The organism is Actinocatenispora rupis, assembly GCF_016861975.1.
Classification (GTDB): domain Bacteria; phylum Actinomycetota; class Actinomycetes; order Mycobacteriales; family Micromonosporaceae; genus Actinocatenispora; species Actinocatenispora rupis.
Genome location: NZ_BOMB01000023.1, coordinates 82,329 through 104,281, shown reverse-complemented (window position 1 = coordinate 104,281; position 21,953 = coordinate 82,329). Strand labels below are relative to the sequence as shown.

The following is a 21,953-nucleotide window of genomic DNA, read 5'->3' as shown; positions in this document are numbered from 1 at the left end:
CACCCAAACCGCGCCCCCACACCTTCAAGCCAGCAGATCGAACCGCGGCGCATCGGCCCCGACCGCGTGGTACACGGGCCAGGACAGCGCGAGGTCCTGCCACGGCAGCCCGATCGGCGCGTACACGGTGGTCTGGTCGGGGGAGGTGCGGCCGGTGCGTACGCCGGCGAGGACCTGGCCGAGGTCGGCGTGGGCGTCGCCGGGGAGCATGCCGACGTTGCCGAGTGCCCCGGTGCGGCCGACGAGTTGCGCGTCGTCGACGACGACGACGGACCGCCGGAGTACGCCGGCGGAGAGTTCGACCTTGCCGGGTTCGTCGGCGCCGAGCGAGGTGAGGTGGTGTCCGCCGGGTACTTGGCCGCGTTCGAGCAGGGGCCGGGTGGACCAGGTGGCGAGGACGGTGATGTCGGCGGCGCGTACGGCGGCGACGGCGTCGGGCACGACGGTGACGGGCATCCCGTACCGGCGGGCGGCGCGGGCGGCGAACCGTTCGGCGCGCAGGGGTACGAGGTCGCACACGGCGAGCGCGTCGACGTGCCGGAGTGCGGTGAGTCCGGCGAGGGTGATCCAGGCTTGGACGCCGGCGCCGACGATGGCGACGCGGCTGGCGTCGGCGCGCGCGAGGGTGTGGGTGCCGAGCGCGGCGGCGAGTCCGGTGCGCCAGGCGGTGAGCTCGGCGGAGTCGCCGATCATCAGGAGCTCGCCGTCGTCGAGGGCGTGCAGGCAGACGACGCCGCGCAGGGCGGGTTGCGCCTGCGGAAACTTGGCGTTCGTCTTGACCGTGTACGCGGGCACGCCGGGGACGACGCCGGGCAGCAGCGCGGTGGCCGTACCGGCGTCGCCGGGGAGGTTGGTGCGGGCGCGTACCGCGGCGGGCAGGTCGTCGCGCGGCGCCACGAACCCGGCGCGCAGCGCGTCGACCGCACCGGTCAGGCCGACCGGCCCCAGGATGGCCTCGCGTACCCGGGACCGGTTGGCCAGCACCGTCACCGGCGGATCAACCCTTGTTCTCGTACGTCGCGGTCAGCAGTCCTCGCGCCAGCGTGTGGCTGAACATGTTGAACCCGACGAACGCCGGCGGCGCGCCCGGGTCGGGCCCGAGCACCGGTACGTCGAGCGCGTGCACCGCGAAGATGTACCGGTGCGGGCCGTGTCCGGGTGGCGGCGCGGCACCGCCGAATCCCTGCTGGTTGTAGTCGTTGCGGCCGTGTTTCGCGCCGGCGGGCAGGCCGGCGAAGTCGCCGGATCCGGCGCCGCGCGGCAGTTCGGTGACGTCGCCGGGGATGTCGAACACCACCCAGTGCCAGAAGCCGCTGCCGGTGGGCGCGTCCGGGTCGTAGCAGGTCACCGCGTAGCTGCGGGTGCCGGCGGGCGCGCCGGTCCAGGACAGTTGCGGCGACACGCTGCCGTGTTCGTCCTCGACGTGGTCGACCGCCAGTACCGCGCCGTCGGCGATGTCGGTACTCGTCACCGTGAACCCCGGTACGGGCGGCAGGAAGTCGTACGGCACCGGCGGACGTGCTCGGTCGGTCATAGCCGCCTCTCCTTCGACTCGTTCGGTCCAGGCCAGAACCTACTCTCCGTACCTGTCAGCCGGTGCCGCTTGTCGCTTCCCGTCGCCGACACCCGTACTGAGCTGGGATGATCGCCATCGGAGGTGGTGACGATGCCGACCGAGCAGGCTCTCCCGGACGGCCTCGACGGCGTCCTCTGGCTGCCGGACGAGGCGCCGCGCGCGGCGGTTCTCGTCGTCGCCGGTTCGAGCGGCCGGATCGACCACGACCGCACCCGGGTACTCGCCGAGCACGGTGCGCTGGCCGCGTCGATCCGCTGGTTCGGCGGGGTCGGGCAGTCGCCGGGCATCTGCGAGATCCCGCTGGAGACGTTCACCGCCGCCCTCGACGAGCTCCGCCGGTACGATCCGCCCCGGCTGGCGATGGTCGGGGTGTCGAAGGGCGCCGAGGCCGCGCTGCTCGTCGCCGGGCGGTACCGGCTGGATCACGTGCTGGCGGTGTCGCCGTCGTCGGTGGTGTGGGCGAACGTCGGGCCGGGCGCGGACGGGTGGGGCACGCCGTACCGGTCGTCGTGGACGTGGCGGGGCGAGCCGCTGGCGTTCGTGCCGTACGACGACACGTGGCCGGAGCCGCAACCGCCGGTCGCCTGCCGCTCCCTGTACGAGCGGAGCCTCGCCGCGTACCCGGCGGAGGTGGCGGCGGCGGCGATCCCGGTGGGGCACATCGACTGCGACGTCACGCTGGTGGCGGGCGCGGACGACGAGATGTGGCCGTCGGACCTGTTCGCGCGGCAGCTCGCCGCGCGCCGCCGGGCGGCCGGTCGTCCGGTCACGGTGCTGGCCAGCGACACCGCCGGCCACCGGCCGTACTTTCCGGGTGAGCCGGAGCCCGCCGCGTCCCCGCGCTTCCGGTACGGCGGGGATCCGGCGGCCGACGCGGAACTGGGCGCCCGCGCGTTCGACCGGCTGCGTACCGCGATCGGGTTGGACTGACGGCCCCGGTCGCTACCCTGCCGAGGTGGACGACCCGCAGATCACCGTACTGGGCAGCGCGACACCGTACCCGCGGCCGGACAACGCCTGCTCGGGGTTCCTGGTGACCGGCGCCGGCACCCGGCTGTGGCTGGACGCCGGCCCGGGTACTCTCGCGCAGCTCCAGCGCCACGCCCGGCCCGACGAGATCGACGCGGTCTGGATCTCGCACCTGCACGCCGACCACTGCGCCGACCTGCTCCCCGCGTACTACGCGCTGCTGTTCGCGGATCTCAGCCCCGCTGCCCCGATCCCGCTGTACGGCCCGCCCGGCATCGCCGACCGGCTCGCCGCGTTCCTGACGAACGGGCCGCGGCGTAGCCCGGTCGAGTCCGCGTTCGAGGTGCACGAGCTGCGCGACGGGCACGAGGTCCGCGTCGGCGGCCTGACCCTGCACTCCCGCGCCGTCGACCACGGCATGCCCGCGTACGCGGTGCGCATCGGCGCCGCCGGCCGTTCCCTCGTGTACTCGGGGGACACCGCCCCGTGCGCGGCGCTCGACTCCCTGGCCCGGGCCTGTGACCTGCTGGTCTGCGAGGCGGACAGCGACACGGTGCCGGCCGGTGAGCCGCCGGTGCACCACACGCCGGAGGAGGCGGGCGCGACCGCCGCACGGGCCGGCGCGACCCGGCTGCTGCTCACGCACGTCGGCCCGGCCATCGCCCCGGACCGGGCCGTCGCGCGCGCCGCGTCCGCGTTCCCGGGCCCCGTCGCGTACGCGGAGCCCGGCGGCACGTACCCGGTGGTGCCGGGCTGACGGTCAGCCCGCGGACGCGGGTTCCGTGGCCGGGGAGGACACCAGCACGGCACCCCGCTCCGGTACGAGTCGCGCCAGTACCGTGGCCGCGACGATCATCAGGGCGGCGAAGCCGGCCGCGGCGGCCGGGCCGAGGTGGTCGAGCAGCGCGCCGATCGCCGGTGAGGTGACCGCGCCGCCGGCCGTACACGCGGTCGTCATCCACCCGAACGCCTCGCCGCGCCGGTCGTCCGGCGCCAGCGCGCCCAGCCGCGAGTTGCTCGCCGCGATGGCCGGCGCGATCGTCGTACCGCCGAGGGCCAGGACGGCGCCGATCAGCCACGGCGACGGGTGCCCGTACACCGGTGGCAGGACGGGGACCAGCAGCGCGAAGCCGGCCGCGACGAGCCCGATGCGTACGGGGAGGCGGTGGGAGCGGCCGGCGATGAACAGGCCGCCGAGGCCGGATCCGACCGCCCACACGGCCCCGAGTACGCCGGCCAGCGACGGGGTGCCGTTGTGCCGCGCCCACGCCACCAGCACCATGTCGCCGGCGGCGAGCGCGCCGACCAGCAGCGCCATCGTCACCAGCAGCGGTACGACACCGCGCGCCCCGAGCACCGTGAACAGCGACCCGCGGCGCTGCTCGGCGGGCTTGGCGGGAGCGTTGGCCGTCAGCCCGGAACGCCGCACCACCAGCGCGAACGCGACCGTACCGAGCAGGGCCAGGCCGGCGCAGCTGGCCACCGCGGCGCGCGGGCTGACCGTGGCGACGAGGACCGCGGCGAGCATCGGCCCGACGACGAACAGCACCTCCTGGAGCGTCGCCTCCACCGCGTACGACGCCTCGCGCGCGCCCGGGTCCGGCAGCCGCGACCACAGCGACCGGGCGACCTGGTTGGCCGGCGGCTGCGACAGCCCGGCCAGCAGCCCGAGTACGGGCGCGAGCAGCCACCACCGGGCCGGCAGTACGGCCATCAGCCCGACCGCCGTCGAGTACCCGAGGGCGGTGAGGACGAGGATCCGCGGCGCCGGCTTCCGGTCGACCGTACGGCCGCGGAGCGGTCCGCCGATCCCGCTGCCCACCACCAGCGCCGCCGTCGCCACCCCCGCCGCCGTGTACGACCCGGTCCAGCCGGCCACCAGGAACGTCACCGCCAGCGCCATGCCCGTCGCGTACAACCGGGCGAGGAGGGACACGGCGAGCAGCAGCGGCAGGTGCGGCGTGGCGAGGATGCGACGGTAAGGAGCGAGCACGGACCCGAGCCTGACGGATCGGCGCCGCCGCCCGCTACGGGATTCCGCTCACACCGGCGGTCAGAGGCTGGCCGCCCAGGCGGACACGGCGGCGCGGCTCGGGTTGATGTCGGTGTCGCGGGTCGGGTGGACCCGGTTGGTCAGCAGTACGACGGTGAGCCGCCGCGCCTGGTCGACCACCAGCGACGTCCCCGTGAACCCGGTGTGCCCGAACGCCCCGGTCAGCGGCCCCATGAACTTCACGTCGTCGATCCGCGCCCCGACCCCCTGCCCGTACGGGTGGTCGACGCCGGCCGGGATCTGGTCCGTACGCATCTGCGCGACGCTCTCCGGCTTCAGCAGCGTGACCCCGTCGAGCGTGCCGTCGCCGCGCAGCATCTCGCCGAACCGGGCCAGGTCGGCCGCGGTGGAGAACAGCCCGGCGTGCCCGGCCACCCCGCCCAGCCCGTACGCGTTCTCGTCGTGCACGCGGCCGTGGATGACACCGGTCTCCAGGTCGTCGCGCTGTTCGGCGGCGGCGATCCGGGGCAGCAGCGTCACCGCCGGGTTGTACCCGGTGTCGGTGAGCCCGAGCGGCGTCAGGATCCGGTCCTCGACCAGCGCCTCCAACCGCTGCCCGGTCACCAGCTCGGCCAGGAACCCCGCCGTCTGGTACCCGATGTCCGAGTACTGGAAGCCACTGCCCGGCTCGCGTACCGGTTCGGCGGCGAGCAGCATCCGGCGGCGGCGCCCGACGTACGCGGACTCCCGCCAGACGGGGCGGCCGGGCAGGTAGCCGCCGATGTGGGTGAGCAGCATCCGCAGCGTGGTGCGTGCCTTCGACCCCGTCCGGTACTCCGGGAACCAGCGCCCGACCGGCTCGTCCAGGTCGAGCAGGCCCTCCTCGACCAGCCCCAGTACCAGCACCGAGGTGAACATCTTGGTGATCGACGCGATGTCGTACAGCGTGTCGGGGCGGGCCGGGATGCGGCGCTCCGGCGGCAGCAGCGTGTAGTCCCGCGCCGCGTACCGTACGGCCTCGCCGACGGCCTCCCGCGCGACGACCTCGCCGTCCCGCAGTACCAGCGCCACCGCCGACGGGTACACCCCCGGTCCGTCGGCGTCCGGCAGTCCCGACTCCAGCACCGCCCGCAGGCCGCTCGCGCTCATGTCGTCCGAGAGTACGGGTCGGGCGCAGCCGCGCGACCAGATGGTGAGCCGCACACAGGGTGTGCGTCGGCGCGTCGGGGCGGCGGCCTAACCTTGTCCCATGGCCGACACGATTTCGTTCGCACGTGGTGCCCCGTCCCTGGACATCGTGAACGTCGAGGGGCTGAAAGCGGCAGCCGCGCGCGCCTTCGACTCCGATCCCGGCGGCATCACGGCGTACGGGACGTCCGTCGGATACGTACCGCTGCGCAAGTGGATCGCCGAGAAGCACGGCGTCGCTCCCGAGCAGGTCCTCGTCACGAACGGGTCGCTCCAGGCGGACGCGTTCCTGTTCGACGCGCTGGTCGGGCCGGGCGCCGACGTCGTCGTCGAGAAGCCGACGTACGACCGCACCCTGCTCGGCCTGCGTAACCGTGGCGCGAACATCCACGCGGTGACGCTGGCCGAGGATGGCATCGACACCGACGAGCTGGCGTCCCTGCTGGCCTCCGGCGTACGGCCGGCGCTCGCGCACGTCATCCCGAACTTCCAGAACCCGGCCGGCGTCACGCTGTCCGCGGCGAAGCGCGAGCGGCTGCTGGCGCTGGCCGACGAGTACGGGTTCACGATCTTCGAGGACGACCCGTACCTGGACATCCGGTTCGCCGGCGACCCGCTGCCGACGATGCTGGAGCTGGACCGCAACGACCGCGTGGTCTACGCGTCGTCGTTCTCGAAGACGATCTGCCCCGGTGTCCGGGTCGGTTACCTGATCGGCTCGACCGAGATCATCTCGAAGATCGCGAAGTCGGCGACCAACACGTACATCTCGCCGAGCATGGTCGCGCAGGCGATCGTGTACCAGTTCGCGGTGTCCGGCGACATCGACGCGTCGATCAAGACCGTACGGGCGGCGCTGTCCGAGCGGGCCACGACGCTGGCCGAGGCGTTGCGCGCCGAGCTGCCGGAGGCGCGGTTCTCCGTACCGGACGGTGGCTACTTCCTGTGGGTGGAGCTGCCCGAGGACGTGCACGTGGACCGGCTCGCGCCGGCGGCGGCCGAGCGTGGCGTCGCGGTCGTCAAGGGCTCCGACTTCCTGCTGGAGGGTGGCGAGCACGCCCTGCGCCTGGCGTACTCGGCGGTCCCGGCGGCGCAGATCGGCGAGGGCGTGAAGCGGCTCGCCGAGGCGGTCCGCGCGGTCCGCGGCTGACCCCGTACCGGTGGGCGGGCGGCCCGAACGGACCGTCCGCCCAGATCATGGGAACGCCTGCTCGACACGGCGTCGCTTTTGTGTCATGACGCAAACCCGCCAGACTGAAACCGTTCCCAGGGCGGGGTGGCCGGTCCTAGATTGGCGTCGGCCGCTGACCGTGAGTATGAACTTGCGGACAGCCGCATAGAGGCTTTACCCCCGCCCCCGGAGGCGCCGGGTGGAGTCACCGGCTGAACCCCCCGTAGCCGGTGGCCCACCCGGCGCCTCGCTTTATGCACCGGGTTCCGTGCCGTTCACGGGCGCGATGCCCACGGTTGTCCCGCGACGTACCGGAGTGACCGGAGTCGCGGTCCCGCACGGCGGTGGCGACAACGCCCGGTAGTACAGTTTCCTTCGGACCCGCTGAGAGCGCGCTTGGCCGCTGCCCTCGTGAGCATTTCTCGTGTGTACCTGAATGCCCTGCGCGGTCGTCCGCATCGGGAAAGCGTCGGCCGGTGGTGCCGGCGATCAGACTGGGAGTGAGGACCCGCGGCAGCTTCGTGCCCTGACATCGGCCGCTGCCGTGCGTGCGGGAAGGGGGCGGACGATGGCAGATCAGCACCGTGGGAACGGGCGTGGACTGAGTCGGGCGTTCACCGCTCCCGTCCGGGTCGTCTCGAAAGTACTTCCGCGCAGCGGAGCGGTCAGCCCGCCGCGGCCGCCGCGCCCCCGGCGTAGCGCGATCATCGACTGCGGGCTGTACGTCGAGGGCATCCGGCAGCCGGGCGAGTGGGACTACGTCGACGCGCTGGCCGAGGCGCAGCGCCGGGACGACGCGTTCGTGTGGCTCGGGCTGCACGAGCCGGACGCGGACGAGTTCGCCGACATCGCGCAGACGTTCGGGCTGCACGAGCTGCCGGTGGAGGACGCGGTCAAGTCGTACCAGCGGCCCAAGGTCGAGCGGTACGGCGACATCACGTTCGCCGCGGTCCGCACCGCGCGGTACGTCGAGCACGCCGAGCTGACGGAGACGAGCGAGGTCGTCGAGACCGGCGACGTGATGCTGTTCATCGGCCCGACGTTCGTGATCACCGTGCGGCACGGCGACGCGTGCCGGCTCGCCCCCGTCCGGCTCGAACTGGAGGGCAAGGAGGAGCTGCTCGCGCAGGGCCCGTGGGCGGTGTTCCACGCGGTCGTGGACCGGGTCGTCGACCTGTACCTGGACGTGGCGGCGGCGATCGAGCAGGACATCGACGAGGTCGAGGCCGGCGTGTTCGGCCGGTCCGGCGGCGGCCGGATCCAGCGGATCTACCAGCTCAAGCGGGAGCTGGTCGAGTTCAAGCGGGCGGTGATCCCGCTGGCGCGGCCGCTCAACGCGCTGGTCAGCGGCCGGATCCCGGGCGTACCGAGCGAGATCCGGCGGTACATCCGGGACGTGGCGGACCACCTGTCCCGTACGGTGGAGCAGGTCGTCACGTTCGACGACCTGCTGAACTCGATCCTTCAGGCGCGGCTCGCGCAGCTGTCCGTCGACATGAACGACGACATGCGCAAGATCGCGGCGTGGGCGGCCATCCTGGCCGTACCGACGGCGATCGCCGGCATCTACGGCATGAACTTCAAGAACATGCCGGAGCTGCACTGGGCGTACGGGTACTACGTGGTGCTCGTGGTGATGGCCGCGGTGTGCTTCGGGCTGTACCGGATCTTCCGCCGGTCCGGCTGGCTCTGACGTCAGTCGCCGAGCAGGTCGGTCAGGCCGTCGGCGAGCGTCTCGCGCCAGCACACGTAGTCGTGCCCGCCGACGAACTCGGTGTACCGGAGGGGCCGGCCGAGGCCGGTCAGTACCTGGCGCAGGTGGCGGTTGGCTTCGAGGATGCTGGTCGGGAAGCCGCCGCGGTCGGTCTCCAGCAGCCCGGCCTCCAGGTACCAGCGGGCGGACGTGTCGGGGTGTGCCGCGACCAGCGCCGGCAGCCCGTCGGGGAACTCGGCCGACGGCTGCTGGAACGCGCCGGACTGGGAGAGTACGAGGCCGAAGCGGTCGGGTGCGGTGAGCGCGGCGTACGCGGCGCAGGTGCCGCCGAGGCTGGATCCGCCGACCAGGGTGCGGGCCGGGTCGGCGGTGACCGGCCAGCGTCCGGCCACCCACGGCAGCAGCCGGTCGGTCAGGAACGAGACGAACGCCGGGTTGCCGCGCAGCTCGTCGGTACGCGTCTCGCCGACGCTGTCGACGAACACGCCCAGCGTCGGCGGGATCCGGCCGGCGGCGATCAGGTTGTCGAGGATCCGCGGCGTCGGCACCAGCTCCGCCACGTACACGTCGCCGTCGAAGAACACCGCCACCGGGTACGGTCCGGTGCCGGCCGGCTCGTACACCCAGACGCGGTGGTCGCAGTCGAGTCCGGTGTCGGCGGCGCGGAACCAGTGCATCGTGACCTGCCCGGTCGGTACGGCCGGGTCGGGTGCGGTCCAGCGGCTCGGGCCGGTGCCGGGGAGTTCGAGGACGGACTCGGTGTGGGCGTTGGGGTCGGGCCCGATGCCGGTGCCGTCGCACTCCCGGCGGAACGTCCGGCGGTTGAGCGGATCCGTACGCCAGCGCCGCACGGACTCCGACCAGTTCCCGCCGCTCAGGTCGTCGTGCGGCTCGTCGATCGCGTACGCGTAGCCGGCGCGCAGCCCGGACGGCAGCAGCAGGGTGAGGTGCCACAGGTCGGTGCCCGGCACCCGGGTCAGCTCGGTACGGCGCAGGTCGGTGTGGTCGATCGGGCTGCCCACGAGTACCACGCGGTCGTGGTCGCCGCGCCACAGGAACGTGACCGCCTCGCAGCCGTCGCCGGCCGGTACCGCGACCGGGCCGCCGCCGCGCTCGGCGCGCTGCCACAGCCGCTCGACCTCGGCCCGGTCGAGCCCACGCTCGCCGTACCTGATGTCCATGACCGCCCCCCGTTCGTCGTCTGACCGGAGTATCCGACTCTGGTCAGTGCCGGGAGAGCTGTCAACACGACGGTGCGCCGGTACCGTCCGGCACCGGCGCACCGTTCGTGCGTACTGATCAGGGCTTGTGCCCGTTGGACGAGTGACCCGTACTGTCGGTCGCCTCGGCGACCTGGTCGGCGGCCTCGCCCGTCTTGTCCGACGCGACGTGCAGCGTGTCCTTCGCCTTGTCGCGTACGGCGCCGGCGGCGTGGCTGGCCTTCTCCTTCGCCGTACCGACGGCTCCGGCGGCACGCTCCCGGGCGGCCGAGAACGCGCTGCTCGGCTCCGCGAACTCGTGCTCCGGCTCGTACTCGTCCCAGTGCGGCTGGTTGCGGCGCGAGACGACCGCGGCGACCACGCCCGCCGCCACACCCACGCCGAGAATGCCGACGACCCACGGCCACCTGCGCCGACGGGTGCGCTCACCCTTCAGCGCGCGGGCGGCCTCCTTCGCCCGTACGGCTGCCTCCTTCTTCGCCGCCCGGCCCTTCAGTTCGGCCTTGGCGGCCTGCTTGCGTGCCTCCTCGGTGGCCTGCCGGGCGCTCTCCGCGGCCGCGGCGACGATCGGTGCGACCGCCGACACCGTGGTGCCCCAGGACTTCGTGGCCGCCGTACGGGCCGCTTCGACCCGCGGTGCCATGACGTCCCGCGCCGCACCCACCCGGGGTACGACCGCGTCGCGGGCGGCGCCGAACCCCGGCGCCAGCACCTCACGCGCGGAGTCCACCCGGGGCGCTACCGCCTCGGCCGCACGTTCCGCAGCGATCACGGCCGCCGACCGGAAGTGACCGAGCCCGTCCGTCAGCTCGTCACCGAACTGCTGTGCACGTGTCTTCTCCACGCGTCGACGCAGCGACAACTGTCCCACCTCCCGTGAGTACTACCGCTCATCCTCCCTGTTCCCGCACCCCCGTACCACCGAAACCGCCGCATGGCACGATTGCGTGATTGGCCACCACCAGCAAGGAGGACCGATGGCCGAGAAGCTGTACGCGACTCTGCACACGAATGCCGGCCCGATCCGGGTCGAACTCTTTCCGAACCACGCGCCCAAGACGGTGAAGAACTTCGTCGGGCTCTCGGACGGCTCCCAGGAGTGGACCGACCCCGCGACCGGCCAGCCGGGCCAGGGCCCGCTGTACAACGGGACGATCTTCCACCGGGTCATCGAGGGCTTCATGATCCAGGGCGGCGACCCGCTGGGTAAGGGCTTCGGCGGGCCGGGCTACAAGTTCGGCGACGAGTTCCACCCGGAGCTGCAGTTCACCAAGCCGTACCTGCTGGCCATGGCGAACTCGGGGCCCGGCACCAACGGCTCGCAGTTCTTCATCACGGTGGCGCCGACGGCGTGGCTGAACAACAAGCACACGATCTTCGGTGAGGTCGCCGACGAGGCGTCGCAGAAGGTCGTCGACGCGATCGCGACCACCAAGACCGGCGGGCAGGACAAGCCGGTCGAGGACATCGTGATCGAGCGGATCGACATCACCCAGGAATAACGGGTACGGCATCGGGCCCGTGGGTCGCGGTACGCCGGCGCTCCGGCGGCCACCCACGGCCCGGTCCACACCTGCTTCGGGCCTGCCCGGAGGCTGCGTCCGGACCCGCTCCGGCCCCGCGTGGGGCGGTGCGGAACGGGCGGCGCGGCAGCCCGTGGTGCGGTGCGGCATTCTTGAAGCCCCCGCACACTTCGGAGGCTGTCGACCATGACCGAGCCGCAGACCACGGGAAGCCCCACGGTGCCGGTCTGCTACCGCCATCCCGGCCGGGAGACGTACGTCCGCTGCGTCCGCTGCAACCGGCCGATCTGCCCGGACTGCATGAACGAGGCGTCGGTCGGTTTCCAGTGCCCCGAGTGCGTCGCCGAGTCCCGGCGTACGACGCGGTCCGCGCAGGGCGCGTTCGGCGGCCGGTTCCGCGGCGGCGACCGGGGGTACGTGACCATCGGCCTGATCGCCGTCAACGTCGTCGTGTACGTGTTGATCCTGGCCGCGGGCGGGTTCGGCGCCGCGCTCGGCCACGGCGGCAGCTTCCTCGCCGGGACGACCACGCACCTGGAGGTCCAGCTCGGCGTCTACCCGCCGGCGATCGCCTCAGGCGAGTACTACCGGCTCGTCACGGCGATGTTCGTGCACTTCAGCATCCTGCACCTGGCCATGAACATGTACGTGCTGTGGGTGCTGGGCCGGTACCTGGAGCGGGCGCTCGGCCCGGCCCGGTTCGCCGCGCTCTACTTCGTGTGCGGCATCGGCGGCAACGTCGCGTGCTACCTGTTCACCGGCAACCAGCTCTCCGGCGGCGCCTCGACCGCGGTGTTCGGCCTGTTCGCGGCGATGTTCTTCATCAACCGCAAGCTGGGGCTGTCCAGTTCGAGCGTGGTCGTACTGATCGTGGTGAACCTGGTCTTCACGTTCCTGGTGCCGGGCATCTCGATCGTCGGCCACCTGGGCGGGCTGATCACGGGTGCCGCCGCCGGTCTCGGCCTGGCGTACGCGCCGCGGGCCAACCGGACGATCGTGCAGGTCGCGGTACTCGGTGGGCTACTGCTGATCTTCGTCCTGCTCACCGTCGGCAGAACCGCGCAGATCCTCAGCTACGCCTGACCGTAGCGCCGCCAGCCGGCCTACCACGTCCGCGCAGGGTGTGCCGCCGAGCTGGTTGGCGCTGAACAGGTACAGCTCGGTGTCGCAGTCGATCTCCACCGCCTCGGTACGTACGCCGAGGCGGGAGCGGCGGTCGACGCGGACCCGTTCGACCTCGTCCCACGGGATGTGCCGGTGCCCGGCGAAACCGGTCCGCACCCGCACGCCCGTCGCGTCCGCCGCCAGCGGTACGCCGGCGACCAGGTCGCGGACGGCGAGCGCGGCCAGCACCACGAACCCGGCGACGCCGACCGCGAGGGCCACCCGGTCCGCGGCCGCCCACACGCCGGCGGCCAGGAACAGCACCGCACCGATGCCCTTGAGTACGGTGCCGAGCGGGCGGATCCGCCACCGGTACACCCCGTCCGCGGGTGGCGCGGGCGTCGGCCCGACGGGCGCCGCCGGGACCGACGGGCTCGCGGGCCGTACGTCGAAGGGTTCCATCCGCCCAGTGTGCCGCGGGCCGCCCGCGGAGTACGCTTCGGGCAAAAGGCTACCGGGGAGTAACAGATGCGCGACGCGGTCATCGTGGCAGCCGTACGGACGCCGGTCGGGCGGCGCAAGGGCACCCTGTCCGGCGTACATCCGGTCGACCTGTCGGCGCGGGTACTGACCGCGCTGGCCGAGCGCACCGGCATCGACCCGGCCGTGGTCGACGACGTGGTCTGGGGCTGCGTCAGCCAGGTCGGCGAGCAGTCGTGGAACATCGCGCGCAACGCCGTGCTCGCCGCCGGGTGGCCCGAGTCGGTGCCCGGCACCAGCATCGACCGGCAGTGCGGCTCCAGCCAGCAGGCCGTGCACTTCGCCGCCGCGGCCGTGGTCAGCGGCCAGTGCGACGTCGTCGTCGCCGGCGGCGTCGAGGTCATGACCCGGGTACCGATGGGCTCGTCGGTCGGCCACGACGTCGGCACGCCGTTCGGCCCCGCCGTACTCGCGCGCTACGCCGGGCGCGACGGCGTCACCCCCGGCCCGCTGCCGTTCAACCAGGGCGTCGGCGCCGAGCTGATCGCCGCACGCTGGGGCTTCGGCCGCACCCAACTCGACGAGTACGCGCTGGAGAGTCACCGGAAGGCCGCCGACGCGCAGGACGCCGGACTGTTCGCGGACGAGATCGTGCCCGTACCGGTGGAGGGTGGGGTGTTCGCGGCGGACGAGGGCATCCGGCGGGACACGTCGCTGGCGAAGCTGGGCGAGCTGCCCACCCCGTTCCGGCCGGACGGTGTGGTCACGGCCGGCACAGCGTCGCAGATCTCCGACGGGTCCGCCGCCCTGCTGGTCACCACCGGCGAGAAGGCGCGCGAGCTGGGCCTCACCCCGATCGCCCGGATCCACGCCACCGCGATCGCCGCCGACGATCCGGTACTCATGCTGACCGCGCCGATGCCCGCGACCCGCAAGGTACTCGACCGGGCCGGCCTCACCGTCGACGACATCGGCGTGTTCGAGGTGAACGAGGCGTTCGCGCCGGTACCGCTGGCGTGGCTGGCGGAGACGGGCGCCGACCCGTCCCGGCTGAACCCGCGAGGTGGCGCGATCGCGCTCGGCCACCCGCTCGGCGGTTCCGGCGCCCGGCTGATGACGACGCTGCTGTCGCAGATGCGCGCCGGCGGCCACCGGTACGGGCTGCAGACGATGTGCGAGGGCGGCGGTATGGCCAACGCGACCGTCCTGGAACTGCTCGGCTGAGCGGCGTTGCGTCCGCCCCGCACACTCGGGCGGACGCGGCGCCCGCCGGGCGCCGCCGCGGACGAGGGGCGGTCGGATGGTCTCCCGGCGGATGCTGTTCACGGCCGGTGGCGCGCTGGTGGTCGGTGCCGCGGTCGGTGCCACCGTGGGATTCCCGGCCGACGCCCCGGTGCCCACCCCGGGACGCCTCGACCTCACCACCCCGTCGTACGACGGGTTCCGTGGGCTGCGCCGCGCCGTACGGTCGTTCGCGTTCGACAGCGTTCCCCGGCGGCTGCTGGTCGCGCAGTTCGCCAGCGACGGCACCGTTCCCACCAGGAACGCCCTGGCCTGAGCGCGCCCGCGGCGGGGCCTCCGCACCCCGCCGCCCGCGGTCTCACTGCATCGGGTCTCACTGCATCGGCAGGTCGAACTCGCCGTCCTTGGCGCCCTCGACGAACGCGTCCCACTCGCCCTTGGTGAACACCAGTACCGGGCTGTCCGGGTCCTCGCCGTTGCGCATGCAGATCTTGTCCTCGACGAACGCGATCTCGATGCGGCCGCCGCCCTGCGGCGTCTCCACGTCGCTGCCGCGCCAGACCGCGCCGGTCAGGTCCGGGCGTTCCTTCTTCTGGGACTCGGGAGCGGTCACAGCTCACTTCCTTCGTACTCGACGTCGTGGGTGTCGTACGTGCGGGTCACGTCGGCCCGTGTTTCGGTGTCCGAAGGTAGATCCCCCGGGCCCGGATATCCACAGGCACGCGCACCGGCGCGTGGTACGCATTCGGCAACGAACCGGACGGCGTCCGGTGACCAACTCCACACCGCCGCGTTCCGTCCACATCCCGGGAACGGACACCCGGCGCGGCGGGCCGCACCGCGACCCCGTGAGGTGCGCTGACACCGCGTACCAACAGGGTTATCCACAGTTGTGGACAACCCTTGGGGAAAACCACAGCGGTGTAGTTACCGACGTCGCACCGAACCGCTGAATCCGCGTACCCGCGCCATGCGTGTCCACGTTGAACCGGCAGGACAGCCCGTCGTACGGAGGAACCGGCCATGCCAGACCAACGCGACAGCTTCCGGTACGGACACGGTGGCGCGGCGGGAACAGCGGCGGTGACCCGGGCGGGTCAGCGCCAGCGGGACAGCACGAGCAGGCTGGCGACCAGCGCGCCGAAGCCGATCGCGAGGTTCCAGTACTGCCAGGAGCCGATCGGGTACTGCCCGCCGGACAGGTAGAAGGTGACGAGCCAGCCGATGCCGACGACGATCAGCACGAGCGCCGTGATCGGCACCCATGTCGGACTCGGCTTCCGCTTCGCCTTGGCGGTCCGCTCCTGCGGTCGCAACTCGGCCGGCGCCGTGTAAACCTTCTTGGTACGAACTCGGGACTTGGGCACGGTCTCTCCTGACAACGGTCCGGAAGCTAGCGTAATCAAGGTCGCGCAGACCGCAAGGAGGCGGCGTGGCGGAATCGAGCACACCGGGGTCGGAGCCGGGGCTGCTCGCCCGGTTCCTGGTGCCTCGCCGGCGTCCGGGCCGTCAGCGCGGTTGGTCTGTCATCGTGCCACTTGTCGTACTCCTCGCGGGGTTCCTGTTCGCGACGACCGCCGCGACCGCCCGCGGCACCCAGCTCCGAGAGGACCGCCGGGTGCAGCTCGGCGACGCGATCCGGCAGCGGCAGGCCGACGTGCAGCGGGCCGAGAAACAGGCCGCGGGGCTGCGCGGCGACATCGAGCGCGACACCGGCCGCGCCGCCCGCTCCGACGACCGGGTACGCGCGCAGCAGGACCGCGGGAACGCGGAGAAGGCGGCGGCCGGGCTCACCGCGGTCCACGGGCCGGCGCTGTCCGTCACGTTGGACGACGCGCCACGCCGTCCGGACCGCCAGCTGCCGGCCGGCGCGACCGCGGACGACGTGGTCGTGCACCAGCAGGACGTACAGGCCGTGGTGAACGCGCTGTGGGCGGGCGGCGCCGAGGCCATGTCGATCATGGACGTGCGGGTCATTTCCACCAGCGCGGTACGCTGCGTCGGCAACACGCTGCTGCTGTCCGGCCGGGTGTTCTCCCCGCCGTTCCGGATCGTGGCGATCGGCGACCGGACGGCGATGCGGGCCGCGCTGGACGCGGCGCCGGCGGTCCGGGCGTACCGGGCGGCCGCGCGTGACTGGGGCCTCGGGTACGAGGTCAGGGAGGAGCGCGACGTGCGGCTCAAGGCGTACGACGGCTCGGTTGCCCTGTCCGACGCCCGGGTGCCACAGTAGGCGCGATGCGACCCCAGGAGGGACGGGCGGAAAGCCGGCGGAAAGCGGGCCCCGCCAACAATTGCCGGGCGGCGACGTACCGGGAGGCGGCGTGAGTTTCTGGGGTCCGGATCCGGACGAGACCGTCGTCATGCCCGCGCTGCCGACCAAGATCAGATCGCACCGGCGCAACCGCCGACGGCCCTTCCGCAACATGCCCGAGGCTTACCAGCCGCCGTTGTCCGACGGTCCGGTACGCAAGGCGGTCCGTGCCGTCGGCGAGGTGTTCATCACCTTCGGTCTCGTGGTCCTGCTGTTCGCCGGCTACGAGGTGTACGGCAAGCAGCTCATCATCGGCCACCAGCAGGACAAGTACGCGCAGCAGTTGGACAAGGCGTGGGCGGCGCCGCCGAAGAAGGCCGAGGACTCGCCGCCGCTGCCCGGCGAGGCGCTCGCCCGGCTGTACATCCCGCGGTTCAACATCAAGCTGATCGTCGTGGAGGGCGTCAGCCCGCAGGACATCATGAACGCGCCCGGCCACTACCCCAACTCGGCGATGCCCGGCCAGATCGGCAACTTCTCCGTCGCCGGCCACCGCGAGGACGCGATCTTCCCCCGGAACTTCGACAAGCTCCAGATGGGCGACGACATCATCGTCCAGACGCGTACGACGTGGTTCATCTACAAGGCGTACCAGCAGGAGATCGTCAAACCGACCCAGGTCGACGTGGTCAACCCGGTGCCCGACCAGCCCGTCGGCGCCAAGCCCACGAAGGCGCTCCTCACGTTGACGACCTGCAACCCGTGGTGGGACAACTACCAGCGGCTGATCTACCACGGCAAGCTCGTCCGGCAGCAGCCCAGCAGCGAGGGCAAGCCGAAGGAACTGGGGGGCTGACGTGTACGGCTGGATCTGGCGCAAGCTGCCCTTCGGTACGCCCGGCAAGATCATCGGATCGCTGCTGCTCATCGCCGCCGTCGCCGCCGCCCTCTGGTACTGGGTGTTCCCGACCGTGGATCCGTTGCTGCCGTTCAACGACGTACAGGTCGGCAACCCGACCAACGGCGCGTCGCACAGCCCCAGCCCGAGTCCGAAAGGGCACGGCCTGCCCGGCAACTGAGGCCGTTCGCTCGCGCCGGCCGACGCGCACGGTGCCCAGTGCTCCTCTGCGCGGTGCCCAGCGCGCCCCTGCGCATCCGCCCGCGTCGGCGCCCGGTCCGGCGTCGAATCGCCGTGGACGGGCGGGACGCGGCAGCGCCTAGACTTGCCGCCATGCGTACCCGGGTGCTGGTCGTGGACAACTACGACTCGTTCGTGTTCAACCTCGTGCAGTACCTGGGGCAGTTGGACGTCGACTGCGTGGTCCGCCGCAACGACGAGCTCACCGTCGACGAGGCCCTCGGGTACGACGTGGCCGGCATCCTGCTGTCGCCCGGACCCGGCACCCCGGCGCGCGCCGGCATCTGCGTACCGCTGGTGCGGGCGGCGGCGGGCCGGGTGCCGCTGTTCGGCGTCTGCCTCGGCCACCAGGCCATCGGCGAGGCGTACGGGGCGACCGTGGTGCGCGCGCCCGAGCTGCTGCACGGCAAGACCAGCGAGGTCCATCACGACGGCCTCGGCGTACTCGCCGGCCTGCCCGACCCGTTCACCGCCACGCGGTACCACTCGCTCACGGTGGACGAGGCGACGCTGCCGCCCGAGATCGAGGTGACCGGGCGTACCGCATCGGGTGTGGTGATGGCGATGCGCCACCGGGAGCTGCCGATCGACGGGGTGCAGTTCCACCCCGAGTCGGTGCTGACCCAGGGCGGTCACCGGATGCTGGCGAACTGGCTGGCCACCTGCGGTCAGCCGGCCGCGCTGGACCTGGCGCCGCGCCTGGCCGAGCAGGTGGAGCAGCGCCGGCTCGCCGCCATCGGCTGACACCACCGCCGGTACGCGCCGGTCGGCCCGGTGGAGACCGCCCGGACCGGTGCGCCCCCGCGTGAGTGCGCCACCCTCGACCACCGGTGTGCCGTGATCGGCCCAGGCCGCCGATGTGCCGTTGCGGCCGCGCCGATCGAGCGCCGCGTGGGCCGAGGCCGGCGGGGCGCCGCCTGCCGGACCGGCCGGGATCGTCGGCAGACGGTACGGGATCAGTCCGTCTTGCCGGGGGTCGGGATCGGCCAGCTCGGCGAGTCGGACGGGGTCGGGCTCGGCGATGCGCTCTCCGACTCGGACGGCGTGGGCGACGGAGATGCCTTCTGCGCCACGATGATCGTGACGGACTTGTCCTTCGTCGTCGTGTTGCCCGCCGGGTTCTGGTTGACGACCTGGCCGGCCGGGCTGTCGCTCGTCTGGTACTGCACGGACACGTCGAAGCCGGCGGACCGGAGCGTCTGCTCGGCGTCGTCCTTGGACCGGCCGACCACGTTCGGCACGGTCGACAGGTTGCCGCGCGACAAGTACACGATGACGGTGCTGTTGAGCGGAACCTGGGCGCCGATGCCGGGCTTGGTCTCGACGACCGTGCCCTCGGTCTCCGCGCTGTCGATCTCCTCGAACTGCGCCTTCAGGTGCCACTGCTCCAGCGCGTTCTGCGCGCCGGCCCTGCTGAAGCCCTTGATCTCCGGTACCTGCACCGTACGCGGGCCGCTGCCGACGGTCAGCGTGATCGGCTCGTTCGTCCGGTACTCGCGGTTCGGGGTGGGCCGCTGGTCGACGACCTTGCCCTTGTTCGCCTCGGACGACACCTGCGGCTGGGTGTGGACGTCGGTGAAGCCGGCGTCCTTGACCGCCTTCACCGCGACAGCGCTCGGTTTGCCCTTGACGCTCGGCAGCGTCGCGGTCGGGTTCTGCGAGGACGACAGGTAGAGCCCGATGCCGGTCGCGGCCACCGCCAGCACGACCAGCAGCGCCAACGAGATCAGTACCCACATGGCACGGCGCCGGCGCGCCGGATCGGTGACCCGCGCCGCCGGCTGGGTGCTCGTGTTGCCGCCGCCGCTGAGCGGGACACCACTCACCACCTGCGTACGCTCGTCGGCGGGCAGCACGGGCGTCGCCTGCACCGGCCGCCCGTTCGCGGCGCGCAGCAGGTCGGACCGCATCTCCGCGGCGCTCTGGTACCGGTTGGCGGGGTTCTTCGCCAGCGCCTTGAGGGTGACGGCGTCCACGTCCGGGATGACGTCCGGGTTGCGCTCGCTCGGCGGCTTCGGCTCCTCCCGCACATGCTGGTACGCCACGCTGACCGGGCTGTCGCCGGTGAACGGCGGCTGTCCGGTCAGCAGCTCGAACAGCACACAACCCGTCGCGTACACGTCGGAGCGGGCGTCGACGGTCTCGCCGCGCGCCTGCTCCGGCGACAGATACTGCGCGGTGCCGATGACCGCGCTGGTCTGCGTCATCGTCGCCGTCGTACTCGCGACCGCGCGGGCGATGCCGAAGTCCATCACCTTGACCTGGCCGGCCGAGGTCAACATGATGTTGCCCGGCTTGATGTCGCGGTGGATGATGCCGTGCTTGTGCGAGAAGTCCAGCGCGGCGCACACGTCCGCGGTGATGTCCAGCGCCCGCTTCGGTTCGAGGTGCCCCTCGGCGGTCAGGACCTCCTTGAGGGTCCGCCCGTTCACGAACTCCATCACGATGTACGGCAGGGACTCCCCGTCGGAGCCCTTCTCCTCGCCCGTGTCGTACACCGCGACGATGGCCGGGTGGTTGAGCGAGGCGGCGTTCTGCGCCTCGCGCCGGAACCGGGCCTGGAACGTGGCGTCCCGGGCCAGGTCGGTACGCAGCATCTTGATCGCCACGTCCCGGCCCAGCCGCAGGTCACGGCCCTGATGGACCTCCGCCATGCCGCCGTAGCCCAGCAGCTCGCCGACCTCGTACCGGCCGCCGAGTGTCCGGTCCTCCGCGGTCACTGGTACGCCCCCAGCCCGGTGCCGTCGAAGCTGGACTGCCGGGCGTTGGTGCCGTTGCCGTTGCCGCCGTCACTCGGCGTCGGGGACGCGGGCGACTCAGGGTTCGTCGGCTGCGTGCTCGGCTCGGTCGACGGCGACGAGTGGCTCTGCCCCGGGAACGGCAGCCCACCGTTTCCGTTGCCGTTCCCGTTATTGTCGCCGTTTCCGTTTCCGTTCCCGTTTCCGTTGCCGTTGTTGTTCCAGTCGGGCTGGACGAAGACCTTGACCCGGTCGCCCTTGTGCAGCGGCGTCTCGTACCGGACGCGGTTCACCTCGCCGGGCTGGTAGTTGTCCTGGGCCTGGCCGTCGATCCGGACCGGTGTCAGGCCCTTGTTGACGAGGTCGTTGGCCACATCCTGGTACGGCTGGTGCAGGTAGCCGCGGCCCTCGTTCGGGATGGTGATCACGCCGTTGTCGTTCTTGCTGGCGCTGGCGCTCGGGGTGGGTGTGCCGCCGGCTCGGTTGTCGTCCTTGCCGGACGTCAGCGCGTATCCGATGGCGCCCAGCCCGACGACGACGACGAGTACGGCGATCACGATGCCGGCGACCATCAGCCCGCGGCGCTTGCGCGGCTGGTTCTGCCCCGAGTAGTCGTAGTCCTGGTACGGCGCGCCGGAGGCCGGCGGTCCCGAGGCCGGTGGCGCCGACGGCACCGCCGCCGCACCCGCCCGGTAGCCGCCCGGACCGCTGGTCGGCGCGCCCGGCATGACCGACGTACGGTCCGGGCCCGGCGGGCGCATCGCCCCAGTACCGCCGCCGAACGCCGCGGTGGTCAGGCCGCCGCCGTTCACCGACCGGCGGGACGCGTCGGCCATCGCCGCCGCGCTCGCCCACCGGGCCGGTACGTCCTTGGCCATCGCCCGCTCGATCACCTCGCGCACCGGACCCGGTACGTCCGCCGGCAGTGGCGGCGGCGTCTCCCGGATGTGCTTCATGGCGACCTGGATCGGGTTCTCACCCTCGAACGGCCGGTGCCCCGACATGCACTGGTACCCGACCACGCCCAGCGAGTACACGTCGCTGGAGGCGGTGATGTTGCCGGTGCCGGTCGCCTGCTCGGGCGACACGTACGACGCGGTGCCGAGGATCGAACCGGCCGTGGTGAGCTGGCCGGACATCGCGCTGCGGGCGATCCCGAAGTCGGTCAGCACCAGCCGCCCGTCCGGCCGGACGAGCAGGTTGCCGGGCTTGACGTCGCGGTGGACGATGCCGTGGTCGTGGGCGGCCTGGAGCGCGTCGGCGGCCTGCGCGAGCAGGTCCATCGTGCGGTCCGGGGTCAGCCGCCCGACCCGGCTCAGCGTGTGCGCCAGCGACTCACCCTCGACGTACTCCATGACGAGGTAGGCCATCTGGCCGCCGCCGTCCACGTCGGTCTCGCCGTAGTCGTACACCTTGACGACGCCGGGGTGGTTGATCGTGGCCATGACCCGGGCCTCGGCGCGGAAGCGCTCGACGAAGCCTGGCTCCTCCAGCAGAGCCGACTGCAGGATCTTCACTGCGACGACGCGGCCGAGGACCGTGTCCTCCGCTTTCCAGACGTCCCCCATGCCACCGGTGGCGATCCGCTCGCTCAACCGGTAACGGCCGCCCAGTGTGCCCCCGGGCGTCAGCATCTGCTCTGT

23 protein-coding genes are annotated in these 21,953 nt (G+C 72.4%); 12 read left to right on the top strand and 11 right to left on the bottom strand.

Features of this window, described 5'->3' with window-relative positions:
* Nucleotides 1–24 precede the first annotated feature (24 nt).
* Nucleotides 25–990 carry an ornithine cyclodeaminase family protein gene (locus Aru02nite_RS20255; protein ID WP_203659980.1) on the bottom strand — a complete coding sequence of 322 codons (966 nt, stop codon included), beginning with the start codon at nt 988–990 and terminating at the stop codon, nt 25–27.
* 7 nt (nt 991–997) lie between these two features.
* Nucleotides 998–1,534: a YbhB/YbcL family Raf kinase inhibitor-like protein gene (locus Aru02nite_RS20250; protein WP_203659978.1), complete on the bottom strand. Its 537-nt coding sequence runs from the start codon at nt 1,532–1,534 to the stop codon at nt 998–1,000.
* A gap of 132 nt (nt 1,535–1,666) precedes the next feature.
* Here Aru02nite_RS20250 and Aru02nite_RS20245 point away from each other — a divergent pair, with 132 nt between their 5' ends.
* The gene (locus Aru02nite_RS20245) at nt 1,667–2,506 is read left to right on the top strand and encodes an acyl-CoA thioester hydrolase/BAAT C-terminal domain-containing protein (RefSeq protein WP_203659976.1); all 840 of its coding nucleotides are present in this window, start codon (nt 1,667–1,669) and stop codon (nt 2,504–2,506) included.
* Nucleotides 2,507–2,531: 25 nt separating this feature from the next.
* Nucleotides 2,532–3,302 (top strand): MBL fold metallo-hydrolase, encoded by a 771-nt coding sequence (locus Aru02nite_RS20240; RefSeq protein ID WP_203659974.1) that lies wholly within the window; start codon nt 2,532–2,534, stop codon nt 3,300–3,302.
* A 3-nt stretch (nt 3,303–3,305) separates the two neighbouring features.
* On the opposite strand, the gene Aru02nite_RS20235 is transcribed toward Aru02nite_RS20240, so the two are convergent.
* A complete protein-coding gene (locus tag Aru02nite_RS20235) occupies nt 3,306–4,538 on the bottom strand; it encodes an MFS transporter (RefSeq protein WP_203659972.1) in 1,233 nt (410 codons plus the stop codon).
* A gap of 60 nt (nt 4,539–4,598) precedes the next feature.
* On the bottom strand, nt 4,599–5,687 hold the full coding sequence (locus Aru02nite_RS20230) for a serine hydrolase domain-containing protein (protein WP_203659970.1): 1,089 nt from the start codon (nt 5,685–5,687) through the stop codon (nt 4,599–4,601).
* 100 nt (nt 5,688–5,787) lie between these two features.
* Between Aru02nite_RS20230 and Aru02nite_RS20225 the strand changes: the two genes are divergently transcribed.
* The gene (locus Aru02nite_RS20225) at nt 5,788–6,876 is read left to right on the top strand and encodes an aminotransferase-like domain-containing protein (protein ID WP_203659968.1); all 1,089 of its coding nucleotides are present in this window, start codon (nt 5,788–5,790) and stop codon (nt 6,874–6,876) included.
* Between the two features lie 589 nt (nt 6,877–7,465).
* Nucleotides 7,466–8,590, top strand: coding sequence for a magnesium/cobalt transporter CorA (gene corA / locus Aru02nite_RS20220; protein WP_203659966.1), 1,125 nt, complete (start codon nt 7,466–7,468; stop codon nt 8,588–8,590).
* 2 nt (nt 8,591–8,592) lie between these two features.
* Here corA and Aru02nite_RS20215 read toward each other — a convergent pair whose 3' ends face one another.
* On the bottom strand, nt 8,593–9,792 hold the full coding sequence (locus Aru02nite_RS20215) for an alpha/beta hydrolase-fold protein (RefSeq protein ID WP_203659964.1): 1,200 nt from the start codon (nt 9,790–9,792) through the stop codon (nt 8,593–8,595).
* 118 nt (nt 9,793–9,910) lie between these two features.
* Nucleotides 9,911–10,675, bottom strand: a complete 765-nt coding sequence (locus Aru02nite_RS20210) for a hypothetical protein (RefSeq protein WP_203659962.1) — start codon at nt 10,673–10,675, stop codon at nt 9,911–9,913.
* 133 nt (nt 10,676–10,808) lie between these two features.
* Between Aru02nite_RS20210 and Aru02nite_RS20205 the strand changes: the two genes are divergently transcribed.
* Nucleotides 10,809–11,333: a peptidylprolyl isomerase gene (locus tag Aru02nite_RS20205; RefSeq protein ID WP_203659960.1), complete on the top strand. Its 525-nt coding sequence runs from the start codon at nt 10,809–10,811 to the stop codon at nt 11,331–11,333.
* 207 nt (nt 11,334–11,540) lie between these two features.
* Nucleotides 11,541–12,437, top strand: a complete 897-nt coding sequence (locus Aru02nite_RS20200; RefSeq protein WP_203659958.1) for a rhomboid family intramembrane serine protease — start codon at nt 11,541–11,543, stop codon at nt 12,435–12,437.
* Here Aru02nite_RS20200 and Aru02nite_RS20195 read toward each other — a convergent pair.
* A complete protein-coding gene (locus tag Aru02nite_RS20195; RefSeq protein ID WP_203659956.1) occupies nt 12,375–12,920 on the bottom strand; it encodes a PH domain-containing protein in 546 nt (181 codons plus the stop codon). The genes Aru02nite_RS20200 and Aru02nite_RS20195 overlap by 63 nt on opposite strands.
* Before the next feature lie 66 nt (nt 12,921–12,986).
* Here Aru02nite_RS20195 and Aru02nite_RS20190 point away from each other — a divergent pair, with 66 nt between their 5' ends.
* Together Aru02nite_RS20190 and Aru02nite_RS20185 are read left to right on the top strand one after the other, a co-directional pair.
* Nucleotides 12,987–14,162 (top strand): thiolase family protein, encoded by a 1,176-nt coding sequence (locus tag Aru02nite_RS20190; protein WP_203659954.1) that lies wholly within the window; start codon nt 12,987–12,989, stop codon nt 14,160–14,162.
* A 76-nt stretch (nt 14,163–14,238) separates the two neighbouring features.
* Nucleotides 14,239–14,496, top strand: a complete 258-nt coding sequence (locus tag Aru02nite_RS20185) for a hypothetical protein (protein ID WP_203659952.1) — start codon at nt 14,239–14,241, stop codon at nt 14,494–14,496.
* 57 nt (nt 14,497–14,553) lie between these two features.
* Here Aru02nite_RS20185 and Aru02nite_RS20180 read toward each other — a convergent pair whose 3' ends face one another.
* Nucleotides 14,554–14,793 (bottom strand): DUF397 domain-containing protein, encoded by a 240-nt coding sequence (locus tag Aru02nite_RS20180; RefSeq protein WP_203659950.1) that lies wholly within the window; start codon nt 14,791–14,793, stop codon nt 14,554–14,556.
* Between the two features lie 484 nt (nt 14,794–15,277).
* A complete protein-coding gene (locus tag Aru02nite_RS20175; RefSeq protein WP_203659948.1) occupies nt 15,278–15,547 on the bottom strand; it encodes a cell division protein CrgA in 270 nt (89 codons plus the stop codon).
* Nucleotides 15,548–15,612: 65 nt separating this feature from the next.
* Between Aru02nite_RS20175 and Aru02nite_RS20170 the strand changes: the two genes are divergently transcribed.
* The 4 genes from Aru02nite_RS20170 to Aru02nite_RS20155 all read left to right on the top strand — a co-directional run bounded on the left by Aru02nite_RS20170 (nt 15,613) and on the right by Aru02nite_RS20155 (nt 18,316).
* Entirely contained in the window at nt 15,613–16,413 is an 801-nt protein-coding gene (locus Aru02nite_RS20170; protein ID WP_203659946.1) for a DUF881 domain-containing protein, read from the top strand.
* A 91-nt stretch (nt 16,414–16,504) separates the two neighbouring features.
* On the top strand, nt 16,505–17,290 hold the full coding sequence (locus Aru02nite_RS20165; protein ID WP_203659944.1) for a class E sortase: 786 nt from the start codon (nt 16,505–16,507) through the stop codon (nt 17,288–17,290).
* A 1-nt stretch (nt 17,291) separates the two neighbouring features.
* Nucleotides 17,292–17,513 carry a hypothetical protein gene (locus tag Aru02nite_RS20160; protein WP_203660410.1) on the top strand — a complete coding sequence of 74 codons (222 nt, stop codon included), beginning with the start codon at nt 17,292–17,294 and terminating at the stop codon, nt 17,511–17,513.
* Nucleotides 17,514–17,665: 152 nt separating this feature from the next.
* Nucleotides 17,666–18,316, top strand: a complete 651-nt coding sequence (locus Aru02nite_RS20155; protein WP_203659942.1) for an aminodeoxychorismate/anthranilate synthase component II — start codon at nt 17,666–17,668, stop codon at nt 18,314–18,316.
* 212 nt (nt 18,317–18,528) lie between these two features.
* Here Aru02nite_RS20155 and pknB read toward each other — a convergent pair whose 3' ends face one another.
* Both pknB and Aru02nite_RS37475 read right to left on the bottom strand, forming a co-directional pair.
* Nucleotides 18,529–20,292, bottom strand: coding sequence for a Stk1 family PASTA domain-containing Ser/Thr kinase (gene pknB / locus Aru02nite_RS20150; RefSeq protein WP_203659940.1), 1,764 nt, complete (start codon nt 20,290–20,292; stop codon nt 18,529–18,531).
* A complete protein-coding gene (locus Aru02nite_RS37475; RefSeq protein WP_203659938.1) occupies nt 20,289–21,944 on the bottom strand; it encodes a serine/threonine-protein kinase in 1,656 nt (551 codons plus the stop codon). The genes pknB and Aru02nite_RS37475 overlap by 4 nt, the downstream gene beginning before the upstream one ends.
* Nucleotides 21,945–21,953 lie beyond the last annotated feature (9 nt).